The 12,470-nt window shown below is 65.1% G+C and carries 12 protein-coding genes; 10 read left to right on the forward strand and 2 right to left on the reverse strand.

What is annotated here, in order from left to right:
* Positions 1 to 28 precede the first annotated feature (28 nt).
* The 6 genes from ACEN8I_RS11470 to lptE all read left to right on the forward strand — a co-directional run bounded on the left by ACEN8I_RS11470 (position 29) and on the right by lptE (position 5,822).
* Positions 29 to 604 (forward strand): outer membrane protein assembly factor BamE, encoded by a 576-nt coding sequence (locus ACEN8I_RS11470; RefSeq protein ID WP_413328572.1) that lies wholly within the window; start codon positions 29 to 31, stop codon positions 602 to 604.
* Positions 601 to 1,434 (forward strand): 4-hydroxy-tetrahydrodipicolinate reductase, encoded by an 834-nt coding sequence (dapB, locus tag ACEN8I_RS11475; protein ID WP_413328573.1) that lies wholly within the window; start codon positions 601 to 603, stop codon positions 1,432 to 1,434. The genes ACEN8I_RS11470 and dapB overlap by 4 nt, the downstream gene beginning before the upstream one ends.
* 39 nt (positions 1,435 to 1,473) lie before the next feature.
* Positions 1,474 to 2,115, forward strand: a complete 642-nt coding sequence (locus ACEN8I_RS11480; protein WP_413328574.1) for a MotA/TolQ/ExbB proton channel family protein — start codon at positions 1,474 to 1,476, stop codon at positions 2,113 to 2,115.
* Between the two features lie 5 nt (positions 2,116 to 2,120).
* Positions 2,121 to 2,555 (forward strand): ExbD/TolR family protein, encoded by a 435-nt coding sequence (locus tag ACEN8I_RS11485; protein ID WP_413328575.1) that lies wholly within the window; start codon positions 2,121 to 2,123, stop codon positions 2,553 to 2,555.
* Between the two features lie 106 nt (positions 2,556 to 2,661).
* The gene (gene leuS / locus ACEN8I_RS11490) at positions 2,662 to 5,286 is read left to right on the forward strand and encodes a leucine--tRNA ligase (protein ID WP_413328576.1); all 2,625 of its coding nucleotides are present in this window, start codon (positions 2,662 to 2,664) and stop codon (positions 5,284 to 5,286) included.
* 29 nt (positions 5,287 to 5,315) lie between these two features.
* Positions 5,316 to 5,822: an LPS assembly lipoprotein LptE gene (gene lptE, locus ACEN8I_RS11495; RefSeq protein ID WP_413328577.1), complete on the forward strand. Its 507-nt coding sequence runs from the start codon at positions 5,316 to 5,318 to the stop codon at positions 5,820 to 5,822.
* A 17-nt stretch (positions 5,823 to 5,839) separates the two neighbouring features.
* Here the strand turns inward: lptE and rocF are convergent, their stop codons facing one another.
* A complete protein-coding gene (gene rocF / locus ACEN8I_RS11500; protein ID WP_413328578.1) occupies positions 5,840 to 6,754 on the reverse strand; it encodes an arginase in 915 nt (304 codons plus the stop codon).
* Complete coding sequence (locus ACEN8I_RS11505; protein WP_413328579.1) at positions 6,738 to 7,841, reverse strand: ornithine cyclodeaminase; 1,104 nt, start codon at positions 7,839 to 7,841, stop codon at positions 6,738 to 6,740. The genes rocF and ACEN8I_RS11505 overlap by 17 nt, the downstream gene beginning before the upstream one ends.
* Before the next feature lie 138 nt (positions 7,842 to 7,979).
* Between ACEN8I_RS11505 and ACEN8I_RS11510 the strand changes: the two genes are divergently transcribed.
* The 4 genes from ACEN8I_RS11510 (at position 7,980) to gshA (ending at position 12,322) form a co-directional block, all read left to right on the forward strand.
* Positions 7,980 to 8,402, forward strand: coding sequence for an Lrp/AsnC family transcriptional regulator (locus tag ACEN8I_RS11510; RefSeq protein ID WP_413328580.1), 423 nt, complete (start codon positions 7,980 to 7,982; stop codon positions 8,400 to 8,402).
* Positions 8,403 to 8,412: 10 nt separating this feature from the next.
* Complete coding sequence (holA, locus tag ACEN8I_RS11515; RefSeq protein WP_413328581.1) at positions 8,413 to 9,501, forward strand: DNA polymerase III subunit delta; 1,089 nt, start codon at positions 8,413 to 8,415, stop codon at positions 9,499 to 9,501.
* Between the two features lie 113 nt (positions 9,502 to 9,614).
* The gene (locus ACEN8I_RS11520) at positions 9,615 to 10,874 is read left to right on the forward strand and encodes a glutamate-5-semialdehyde dehydrogenase (RefSeq protein ID WP_413328704.1); all 1,260 of its coding nucleotides are present in this window, start codon (positions 9,615 to 9,617) and stop codon (positions 10,872 to 10,874) included.
* A 152-nt stretch (positions 10,875 to 11,026) separates the two neighbouring features.
* A complete protein-coding gene (gene gshA / locus ACEN8I_RS11525) occupies positions 11,027 to 12,322 on the forward strand; it encodes a glutamate--cysteine ligase (protein ID WP_413328582.1) in 1,296 nt (431 codons plus the stop codon).
* Positions 12,323 to 12,470 lie beyond the last annotated feature (148 nt).

Below are 12,470 nucleotides of genomic sequence, written 5' to 3' on the forward strand. Positions count from 1 at the left end.
ATCGCTACACCCCCTTACTATGTCAGCCATGCCTGCAAATCATCGTTACGGCGCCCGAACCGCTTTCCTGCTCCTGGCTTGCACGGTGCTGGCGTCCTGCAGCAGCCTGAGCGGCATGAGTGCCAGCTCCGCCAACCCGATCAATTGGGTCACCCCCTACAAGGTCGATGTGATCCAGGGCAACTTCGTGTCCAAGGAGCAGGTCGAGCAGCTCAAAACCGGCATGACGCGCGACCAGGTCAAGGCCACGCTGGGCACCCCGCTGATGGCCAGCCTGTTCCACGCCGACCGCTGGGACTACGTCTTCACCCTGAAACGGCAAGGCGTGGAGCCCCAGTCCTACAAATACACCGTGTTCTTCAAGAACGACCAGCTGGAGCGTTTTGAAGGCGACGCCATGCCGAGCGAAACCGAATTCATCGCCAAGTTGGGCAATCGGCGCAAACTGGGCGAAGTGCCCGTGCTCGAAGCCACCGAAGAGCAGCTGATCAAGGCCGCCGGGAAATCCAAGCCGGCAGCGGACAGCACCGCCGCAACGTCCGCGAACGTGCCGGCCGGCGCGCCAGCCGCCAGCTACCCTCCCCTCGAAAGCCCGAAACAGTGAGCGGGGCGGTTGCCAACCAGGCCCGCCGCCACCGGGTCGCGGTGGCGGGCGCCAGCGGCCGCATGGGCCAGATGCTGATCGAGGCGATCAACGCCAGCACCGACTGCCAGCTGACCGGCGCGCTTGACCAGGCCTGCAGCCCGGCCATAGGCGCCGACGCCGCCGCTTTCACCGGCCGCGCCAGCGGCGTGGCCATCAGCGCCGACATCCGCCAGGGGCTGAAAAACTCTAGTGTTCTGATCGACTTCACCCGCCCCGAAGGCACGCTGGCCCACCTGGCGGCCTGTCGCGAGATGGGCGTCAAGCTGGTCATAGGCACCACCGGCTTCTCCGATGCACAGAAAGCCGAAATCGCCGCCGCCGCCAAAGATATCGCCATCGTCATGGCGCCCAACATGAGCGTGGGCGTCAACGTCACGCTCAAGCTGCTCGAGATGGCGGCCCGGGCCCTGTCCACCGGCTACGACATCGAGATCGTCGAAGCCCACCACCGCCACAAGGTCGACGCGCCTTCCGGCACCGCGCTCAAGATGGGCGAGGTCATCGCCGGCGCGCTGGGCCGCGACTTGAAGGACTGCGGCGTCTATGCGCGCGAGGGCGTGACGGGCGAGCGCGACCCGCTGTCCATAGGCTTTTCCGCCGTGCGTGGCGGCGACGTGGTGGGCGACCACACCGTGATGTTCCTGGGCACCGGCGAGCGCATCGAAATCAGCCACAAATCGTCCAGTCGCAGCAACTATGCCCAGGGCAGCCTGCGCGCCACCCGTTTCCTGGACGGGCATGCCACCGGCCTTTTCGACATGTTCGACGTGCTGGGTCTGAAAAAATAAGCGCGGCCCGGGCCGCGGCAACTCAAAGGTGTGACCTACATGGATTTCCTGAGCCTCATGACCCAAGGCGGCATCGTCAGCCAGTTGGTAGCCGCCCTGCTGCTGGCCATGTCGGTGGCGAGTTGGGTCGTGATCCTCTGGAAAACCTGGCTGCTTCACCGCGCCGCCGGCGACGTGGCGCGCAGCACCGCGGCCTTCTGGCAATCGGCCTCGATGGAGCAGGCCGGTGAAAAAGTCGCCGCCTTCGACCGCGAAGCGCTGGTGTGGCCGCTGATCGCGGCGACCAAACTCCCGGCCGCCGGCACGCTGGCCACGGCGGGCGACAAGTCCCAGCAACTGACCCGGGTGCTGCGCGACGCGCTGCACGCCGTGCTGCACAAGCTGCAATTCGGCCAGGTGCTGCTGGCCACCGTCGGCTCCACCGCGCCTTTCGTGGGGCTGCTGGGCACGGTCTGGGGCATTTACCACGCGCTGGTCGGCATTGCCTCGGCCGGCCAGATCACCATCGACAAGGTTTCAGGACCCGTCGGCGAGGCCCTCATCATGACGGCGGCGGGCCTGGCCGTGGCCATCCCGGCCGTGCTGGCCTACAACATCTTCGGCCGCTCCATAGGCCGCATCGAAGCCGACCTGGAAGGCTTCGCGCGCGACCTGCGCGAGCTTCTGGCGCACAAGGCCTGACGACCATGGCCTTTGGACGCCTTGAACGCACCCAGGGCCCGCAGCCCATGAGCGAGATCAACGTCACGCCGCTGGTGGACGTGATGCTGGTGCTGGTGGTCATCTTCATCATCACCGCGCCCCTGCTGGCCAGCAGCATACGGCTGGACCTGCCCAAGACCGATGCCGCCAAGCCGACCGACGCGCCGAAATTCATCACGCTGGTGGTCGACAAATCCGGCCAGGCGTTCCTGAACGACAAGCCACTGAATAGCGACGAACTGGCAGGCCGGCTGCGTGAGACCGCCGCCCAGAACCCCGAGACCGAGGTCCAGCTACGGGCCGACGAGGGTGTGCCCTACGGCAAGGTGGTGCAGGTGATGGGCCTGGCGCAAAAAGCCGGGCTCAACCGCATCGGCTTCGTGGCCGACAACCCTTCCGCCTCGGCCGCCCCGCGCTAAACCACGCCAAAGCAGCCCAGCCCCTAAAATCGGGGATTCCCGGCAACGGCGCGCCGCCCGGCCTTTTTCCTGTTTCCTGTTCCGCTTTCCGCCTTCCCGGTTCTCCATGCAAGACAAATACAACCATCTCGACGTTGAGCGCGACGCTCAAGCCCACTGGACCGCCGCCGACGCCTACCGCGTGACGGAGGATGCCGGCCGCAAGAAATACTACGCCTGCTCCATGCTGCCCTACCCCAGCGGCAAGCTGCACATGGGCCACGTGCGCAACTACACCATCAACGACATGCTCACGCGCCACCTGCGCATGAAGGGCTACAACGTGCTGATGCCCATGGGCTGGGATGCCTTCGGCCTGCCGGCCGAAAACGCCGCCATGAAAAACGGCGTGCCGCCGGCCCGCTGGACCTACGACAACATCGCCTACATGAAAAAGCAGATGCAGGCGATGGGGCTGGCCATCGACTGGAGCCGCGAGGTCGCCACCTGCGACCCGGACTACTACAAGTGGAACCAGTGGCTGTTCCTGAAGATGCTGGAAAAAGGCATTGCCTACCGCAAGACCCAGGTCGTGAACTGGGACCCGGTCGACCAGACCGTGCTGGCCAATGAGCAGGTCATTGACGGCAAGGGCTGGCGCACCGGCGCCACCGTGGAAAAGCGCGAAATCCCCGGCTACTACCTCAAGATCACGGCCTACGCCGAAGAGCTGCTCGACAGCGTCAGCCACAAGCTGCCCGGCTGGCCCGAGCGCGTCAAGCTGATGCAGGAAAACTGGATAGGCAAAAGCGAAGGCGTGCGCTTTGCCTTCACGCACGACATCCAGGATGCCTCCGGAAAACTGATCGGCGACGGGAAGATGTACGTCTTCACGACGCGCGCCGACACCATCATGGGCGTGACCTTCTGCGCCGTGGCGCCCGAGCATCCGCTGGCCCTGCATGCGGCGGCTTCCAGTCCCAAGGTCGCGGCCTTCATCGAGGAAAGCAAGGCCGGCGGCACGACCGAAGCCGAGCTCGCCACGCAGGAAAAGAAGGGCGTGCCCACAGGCCTTTTCGTCACGCACCCGCTCACCGGCGGCAAGGTCGAAATCTGGGTCGGCAACTATGTGCTCATGAGCTATGGCGACGGCGCCGTCATGGGCGTGCCGGCGCATGACGAGCGCGACTTCGAGTTCGCCAAAAAATACGGCCTGCCCATCAAGCAGGTGGTCGACGTCAAAGGTCTGGTCTACAGCCTGGACGCCTGGGCCGACTGGTACGGCGACAAACAGCAAGGCGTGACCATCAATTCGGGCAAGTACGACGGCCTGGGCTTCAAGGCCGCCGTCGACGCCGTCGCGGCCGACCTCGCAGCCAAGGGCCTGGGCGAGAAAAAAACCACCTGGCGCCTGCGCGACTGGGGCGTGAGCCGCCAGCGCTACTGGGGAACGCCCATTCCCATCATTCATTGCGAGGAACACGGCGCCGTGCCGGTGCCGGAAAAAGACCTGCCCGTGGTGCTGCCGCAGGACTGCGTGCCCGACGGCTCCGGCAACCCGCTGCACAAACACGCGGGCTTTCATGCCGGCGTAGTCTGCCCCGTCTGCGGCAAGCCCGGGCGCCGCGAGACCGACACCATGGACACCTTTGTCGACTCTTCCTGGTACTTCATGCGCTACTGCGATCCGAAGAATGCCGAGAAGATGGTGGCCGAAGGCGCCAATTACTGGATGCCCATGGACCAGTACATAGGCGGCATCGAGCACGCCATCCTGCATCTGCTCTATGCGCGCTTCTGGACCAAGGTCATGCGCGACTTGGGGCTGGTGAAAGTCGACGAGCCCTTCACCAAGCTGCTCACGCAGGGCATGGTGCTCAACGAGGCCTTCGCGCGCACCACCACCGGCAAGCAGTACTTCTGGGTGCACGAACTCGACATCGTGCGCGACGAACACGCCAAAGTGATCTCCGCCACCGCCAAGGCCGACGGCCTGCCGGTGCCTTACGAGGGCTGGACTACCATGTCCAAGTCCAAGAACAACGGCGTCGACCCGCAGGACCTGATCGAAAAGTACGGCGCGGACACCGCCCGGCTCTACACCATGTTCACCGCGCCGCCCGACACCACGCTGGAGTGGAACGACGCCGCGCTCGAAGGCTCCTACCGTTTCCTGCGCCGCGTCTGGAACTTCGGCGTCAAGCTCGGCGCCGGCAAGCAGCCCGAAGGCGGCGCGCCCTCGCTCGACAAGGACACCAAAGCCTTGCGCCTGGAAATCCACACCGTGCTCAAGCAGATCGACTACGACTACCAGCGCATGCAGTACAACACCGTGGTATCGGGCAACATGAAGCTGCTCAACGCGCTGGAAGACTTCAAGGGCGCGGCCTCCGCCGGCTCGGAAGCTGCCCTGCGCGAAGGCTTCGGCATCCTGCTGCGTTGCCTGTACCCGGCAACGCCCCACCTGGCGCACGCGCTGTGGTCGCAGCTCGGTTATGCCGCGCAGCACGGCGATCTGCTCGACGCGCCCTGGCCGCAGGTGGACGCCTCCGCCCTGCAGCAGGACGAGATCGAGCTGGTGCTGCAGATCAACGGCAAGCTGCGCGGCGCGGTCACGGTGCCGGCAGGCGCCGACAAGGCCGCCATCGAGGCGGCCGCGCTGGCATCCGAGGCCTTCACCAAGCAGGCCGCGGGCGCGCCCGCCAAAAAAGTGATCGTGGTGCCCGGCCGCCTGGTCAACATCGTCATCTGAGACCGTTTCAACGAAAAGAAGGCAAGCCCATGCAGCGTCGCGCATTCCTTTCCCTGTCGGCCACCGCCGCCGCCCTCACGCTGAGCGGCTGCGGCTTCGCCCTGCGCAAAGCACCCAACTTCGCCTTCAGCACGCTTTTTTCTTCCCTGGGCGAAGGCTCGCCGCTGGGCGTGGAACTCAGGCGCTCCTTGCAATCGACCCGCAAGGTGGAAGTGATCTCCGACCCTCGCCGCATCAACGAGGCGCAGGTCATCCTCGACGTGCTGGGCGACCAGCGCGAGAAGGTGGTGCTCAGCACCAACGCCTCGGGCCAGGTGCGCGAGTTCCAGCTGCGGCTGCGTTTTCGCTTCAGGCTGCGCACGCTGGCGGGCAAGGAATTGATCCCCGACACCGAAATCCTGCAGCAGCGCGACATCAGCTTCAACGAATCCGCCGTGCTCGCCAAGGAAGCCGAAGAAGCCCTGCTGTACCGCGACATGCAAAACGACGTGGTGCAGCAGATCATGCGCCGCCTGGCGGCCGTGACGGAGCTGTAGGTCGGGAAACGCGGGCCTCAGGCCCGCATCAAGGTGCTCTTGCCGAACAGGCTTTCGATCAGGTCCACCGCGACTACGGCCGTGCCGTTGCGCACGTCCAGCGCCGGGTTCAGCTCCATCACGTCCAGCGAACCCAGCAGGCCAGTGTCGGCGATCATTTCCATGCACAGCTGGGCCTCGCGGTAGGTCGGCCCGCCCTTGATGGCGGTGTCCACGCCGGGCGCGATGGACGGGTCCAGGAAATCCACGTCAAAGCTCACGTGCAGGTGGGTGTCGGCATCCATGCCGGCCAGGGCTTTTTCCATGGTGTGGCGCATGCCCATCTCGTCGATGTAGCGCATGTCGAAGACCTCCAGCCCCTCCTGGCGCACAAAGCGCTTTTCGCCCTCGTCCACGCTGCGGATGCCGATCTGCCGTATCGCCGAAGGGCTCATGGCCGGCGTGGCGCCGCCTATGCCGGTGAGTTCGGCCGGGCCGTGGCCGCACAGCACGGCCACCGGCATGCCGTGCACATTGCCGGTGGGCGTGAGGGCGTTGGTGTTGAAGTCGGTGTGCGCGTCCAGCCAGAGCACGCGCAGCTTTTTGCCGCTGGCGCGGCAGTGGCGCGCCACCGCGCTGATGGAGCCTATGCCCAGGCAGTGGTCGCCGCCCAGCAGGATGGGCAGGCGTCCGGCGGCCAGGCTCTGGTACATGGCCTCATGCACGGCCCTGTTCCATTCGACCACCTCCTGCAGGTGGCGGTAGCCGTCGGCCGGCGGCAGCCAGGGATTGGTCGGACCGGCCAGGTTGCCGGTGTCGGCCACTTCCAGGCCGCGCGCATGCAGTGCTTCGCGGATGCCGGCCACGCGCAAGGCCTCGGGGCCCATGGAGGCGCCGCGACTGCCCGCGCCAATGTCGGTGGGCGCGCCTATCAGGTCAACGGGAATGCTCATCAAGGGCCATTTCAGGGGTGGTGTCGGGATGCGGTGCCTTGACTGTACGGGCTGCGGCCGGCGCCAGCAAGCCGAACAGGTCCTTGGGGTTGTCCAGGAGCGGCACCAGGTCGATCTGACGGCGCAGGGCCGGGTCGGCGAGCTGCAGCTTGTGCAGGTAACGCAGGGCCGAGTAGTCCTCCAGCGCGAAGCCAACCGAATCGAAAATCGTGACTTCTTCAGGCGATGCGCGCCCGCTGGCCGTGCCCTTGAGCACGTCGGCGAATTCGGCCACCTTGAAATCCTCGGGCATTTGCTGGATCTCGCCCTCTATGCGCGACTGCGGCTCGAACTCGACCACCACGCGGGCGTCGGGGCGCAGCAGGATGTCGGCGTGCAGCTCGGTCTTGCCGGGGCAGTCGCCGCCCACGGCGTTCAAGTGCATGCCGGGTTTGACCATTTCCGGCGTCAGGATTACGGCGTTGCGCTTGTCGGCGGTGATGGTGGTCACGATGTCGGCGCCTTGCACGGCCTCGGCAGCGGAGCGGCAAACCGTCACGCGCAAGCCCTGCAACCCCATCGTGTGCAGGTTGCGCGCCAGCTTGTCGCTGGCCGCGGCGTCGATGTCGAAGAGGCGCATCTCGCGTATACCCAGCATGTGGTGAAAGGCGATCGCCTGGAACTCGCTTTGCGCGCCGTTGCCGATGAGGGCCATGACGCGGCTGTCTGGCCTGGCCATCCATTTCGCGGCCAGGGCGGAGGTGGCGGCAGTGCGCAGCGCGGTGGTGATGGTCAGCTCGGACAGAAGCAGCGGGTAGCCGGTGTCCACATCGGCCAGCACGCCGAAGGCGGTGACTGTCAGCAGGCCCAGCTCGGTGTTCTTGGGGTGGCCGTTGACGTACTTGAAGGAATACTGGTGGCCGTCGCTGGTCGGCATCAGTTCGATCACGCCGTCGGGCGAATGGATGGCGTGGCGCGCCGACTTGTCAAAATCGTTCCAGCGCCGATAGTCATGCTCGATCTCGCCGGCCAGGCCTTCGATAAAGGCGGCGGCGCCGCGCTGGCGCACGATTTTCTGGATGCTTTCAATGCCAATGTAGTCAACCATGGTGGGGCTCCCAGTCTTGTGTTGATTTCCATTGTCTGCAGCCCTCATGGCAAAGAAAAGTCAGTAAGTTGATCAGATTTTCGAGTTGTTTGAGCAAATAGCCAGCTCATACTGGCATTTCGCCAATAAAATCAGTCCATGGACGATACCGACCGCCAACTGCTGTCCCTGCTGCGCGACAACGCGCGGGCGTCCATCGCCTCCCTGGCCAAGGTGCTACGGGTCTCGCGCGGCACGGTGCAAAACCGGCTGGCCAGGCTGGAGGCCGACGGCACCATCACGGGTTACACGGTGCGGCTCAAGCCCCAGGCCGAAGGCCACCGCATCCGCGCCTTCATGACGGTGGCGGTCGAGGGCAATCGCACCGACGCGGTGCTGGCCGCCCTGCGCGGCGACCCGGCCGTGAGCGCCCTGCACACCACCAACGGCCGCTGGGACATGGTGGCCGAGCTGCAGGCCGACAGCCTGGAAGCCTTTGACCGCGTGCTGGGCCGCATACGCCTGCTCGAAGGCATTGCCAACACCGAAACCAGCCTGCTGCTGTCGACCACCAAGCTTTAAACTCCCCGACATGAATCTGGCCCCCGCCCAACTCCAGGAACACCTCAAGCGCGGCTTGAAGAGCCTGTACACCCTGCACGGTGACGAGCCCCTGCTGGTGCAGGAGTTCGCCGACGCGCTGCGCGCCGCAGCGCGCGCCCAGGGCTACACCGAGCGCACGGTGCACACCGTGGCCGGCGCGCATTTCGACTGGAGTGAGGTGCTGGCCAGCGGCGGTTCCTTGAGCCTGTTCGCCGACAAACAGATCGTCGAGATCCGCATTCCCAGCGGCAAGCCCGGCAAGGATGGCTCGGTCGCGCTGCAGCAGATCGCCGAGCGCGCGCAGGGCGACGACAGCACGCTGACCCTGGTCATGCTGCCGCGGCTGGACAGCATGACGGCCAAGGGCGCCTGGTTCGGCGCGCTCGAAAGCTTCGGCGTCACCGTCAAGTTCGACCCGATAGATCGCCGCAACCTGCCGCAGTGGATCGCCCAGCGCCTGCAGCAGCAGGGCCAGCGCGTGGCCGCCGGCGAGGAAGGCCAGCGCACGCTGCAGTTTTTCGCCGACCGGGTTGAGGGCAACCTGCTGGCGGCGCACCAGGAAATCCAGAAGCTGGGCCTGCTCTACCCGGCCCAATCGGGCGGCAGCGACGGGGTCCTCAGCTTCGACCAAGTCGAAAACGCCGTGCTCAACGTGGCACGCTACGACGTCTTCAAGCTCTCCGAAGCCGTGCTGGGCGGCCAGGCGGTGCGCGTGGCCCGCATGCTGGACGGCCTGCAGTCCGAGGGCGAGTCCGAAGTGCTGGTGCATTGGGCGCTGGCCGAAGACATCCGCAGCATGAAGCGGGTGAAGGATGCCATTAGCGCCGGCCGGCCCATGCCCATGGCGCTGCGCGAAAACCGCGTCTGGGGCATCAAGGAAAAACTGTTCGAGCGCGTGCTGCCCCACATTGGCGACACCACCTTGGCCAACCTGCTGCACGCTGCCCACAAAGTCGACGGCATCGTCAAGGGCCTGAAGCAGCCCGACTGGCCCGCAGACGGCTGGCAAGCCCTGCACCGCCTGGCCGGCATGGTCTGCGAGCAATGCGCTGCGCCGGGCCGCACCCGGCAGGCATAGCACCCCAAGCCGTGGGTGCCCTGCGGCAGGCCTAAAATGGCAGGATGAATGCGCCCGACTCCCACCAAGCCCTTGCTTCTTCCAGCGATGCCGCCGGCGACGTCGCTGGCCTGATGGAACTGCTGGGCTCCCGGGCCAAGGCGGCTTCGACCGAGATCGCGCGCGCGCCGGCCGCCGCCAAGAACAAAGCCTTGCTGAACCTGGCCAAGTCGCTGCGCAAAAACACGGCGGCGCTGGAAGCCGCCAACCAGCGCGACCTGGAGCGCGCCAAAACCGCCGGCCTGGCCGGTCCCCTGCTGGACCGGCTCAAGCTCACGCCCAAGATCATTGACACCGTGGCCCAGGGCTGCGAACAGCTGGCCGCAATGGCCGACGTGATCGGCGACATCATCGGCATGAAGGAGCAGCCCAGCGGCATACGCGTGGGCCAGATGCGGGTGCCCATAGGCGTGTTCGGCATGATTTACGAAAGCCGGCCCAATGTGACGATAGAGGCCGCCTCGCTCGCGATCAAGAGCGGCAACGCCTGCATACTGCGCGGCGGCTCGGAAGCCATCGAATCGAACAAGGCGCTGGCCGCGCTGGTGCAGCAAGCCCTGGCCGACGCCGACCTGCCGCCCGACGCCGTGCTGCTGGTGCCCACCACCGACCGCGAGGCCGTCGGGCAACTGATCGCCATGCCGCAGTATGTGGACGTCATCATCCCGCGCGGCGGCAAGGGCCTGATTGAACGCATCAGCCGCGATGCCAAGGTGCCCGTCATCAAGCACCTGGACGGCAACTGCCATGTGTACGTCGACGACCCCTGCGACATGGAGATGGCCTTCAAGGTCGTCGAAAACGCCAAGACGCAGAAGTACAGCCCTTGTAATGCCGCAGAGAGCTTGCTGGTGGCGCGATCGATAGCAACCGGGTTCCTGATTCACATGGGTGCCATATTTGCCGCGAAAGGCGTCGAAATGCGCTGCGATGAAGAGTCAGCAAAGATTCTTCGGAGTGATGGACTACCCGACGCATGCGTGAAAGACGCCACCGAGCAGGACTGGTACGAGGAATACCTGGCGCCCATCATCAGCATCAAAGTGGTGGACGGGATTGACGAAGCCATCGCCCACATCAACCACTATTCCAGCCACCACACCGACGCCATCCTCACGCGCGACCACATGCACGCCCAGCGTTTTCTGCGCGAAGTGGATTCGGCCAGCGTCATGGTGAATGCAAGCACCCGCTTCGCCGATGGTTTCGAGTTCGGGCTGGGCGCCGAAATCGGCATCAGCACGGACAAGTTCCACGCGCGCGGGCCGGTCGGCATAGAGGGGCTCACCTCTCTTAAATATGTGGTGCTGGGACAGGGCGAAGTGCGCTCCTGAAGGCATGCCGGGCCGCGAATGCGGTCCACGGATTTTCGGATGATTTGCGTTGGCGTTACCCCTTGTAACCCGGGGATGCCATCCCAATATCCCTAAAATTCGGTCAGCTATAACCGAAGCAAATAACAGATTCCCTCATCGAAAGTGGCCGAATGGTTCCGCACCTCATCACCGCCCTGAACGGCCCCATCAACGAACTCGAACAACGCGTGCTGGACTCCACCCCGGCCATCGAGCGCTGGTTCCGGCTGGAGTGGATGGAGCACACGCCGCCGTTTTACAGCTCGGTCGACATCCGCAACGCGGGCTTCAAGCTGGCCCCGGTGGACACCAACCTGTATCCCGGCGGCTGGAACAACCTGACGCCCGAGATGCTGCCGCTGGCGGTGCAGGCCGCCATGGCCGCGATCGAGAAGATCTGCCCGGAAGCGCGCAACCTGCTGGTCGTGCCCGAAAACCACACGCGCAACACTTTTTACCTGTCCAACGTGCTGCAGCTCAAGCGCATCTTCCACCAGGCGGGCCTGAACGTGCGCTTTGGCTCGCTGAGCCCCGAGATCAAGGCGCCCACCACGCTGAACCTGCCGACCGGCGAGACCATCACCATCGAACCGCTGATACGCACCGACAGACGCCTGGGCCTGAAGGACTTCGATCCCTGCACCATCCTGCTGAACAACGACCTGTCGGCCGGCATCCCGGGCATCCTGGAAGACATCAACGAGCAGTACCTGCTGCCGCCGCTGCACGCGGGCTGGTCGGTGCGCCGCAAGTCGCACCACTTCAAGGCTTACGAAGAAATCTCCAAGCGCTTCGGCAAGCTGCTGGGCATAGACCCCTGGCTGATCAACCCCATGTACGCGCAGTGCGGCGAGGTCAACTTCGCCGAGAACACCGGCATGGAGTGCCTGACCACCAACGTCGACGCGCTGCTGACCAAGATCAAGCGCAAGTACAAGGAGTACGGCATCAACGAAAAGCCCTTTGTCGTCGTCAAGGCCGACAACGGCACCTACGGCATGGGCATCATGACGGTGCGCGACGTCAAGGACCTGGACGCGCTGAACCGCAAGACCAAGAACAAGATGAGCACCACCAAGGACGGCCAGGCGCTGTCGGAAGTGATCATCCAGGAAGGCGTGCTGACCAACGAACGCGTCAACGACGCGGTGGCCGAACCCGTGGTCTACATGATGGACCGCTATGTGGTCGGCGGCTTTTACCGCGTGCATGCCGAGCGCGGCGTGGACGAAAACCTCAACGCGCCCGGCGCCAGCTTCGTGCCGCTGGCCTTTGCCGACAGCGGCCGCCTGCCGCAGCCCGGCGAAAAGCCCGGCTCCAGCAGTCCCAACCGCTTCTATATGTATGGCGTGATCGCCCGGCTGGCCATGCTGGCGGCGAGCTACGAACTCGAAGCGACCGACCCGGACGCCGAGGTTTACGACTGAAAAACCCCCGCAAGGGGGTTTTTTGATGGCCTTTATGGATTTTCGGGGCCAGCCCCCATGGGCCATACACAGCCCACTATTAAATACATAGCATTACCCGGTCATCGGCCGGATCGGCCCCAAGCACGTGCGGCGCCTCCGCGTCGTT

This window comes from Polaromonas sp. CT11-55 (assembly GCF_047303325.1).
Lineage (GTDB): Bacteria > Pseudomonadota > Gammaproteobacteria > Burkholderiales > Burkholderiaceae_C > Polaromonas.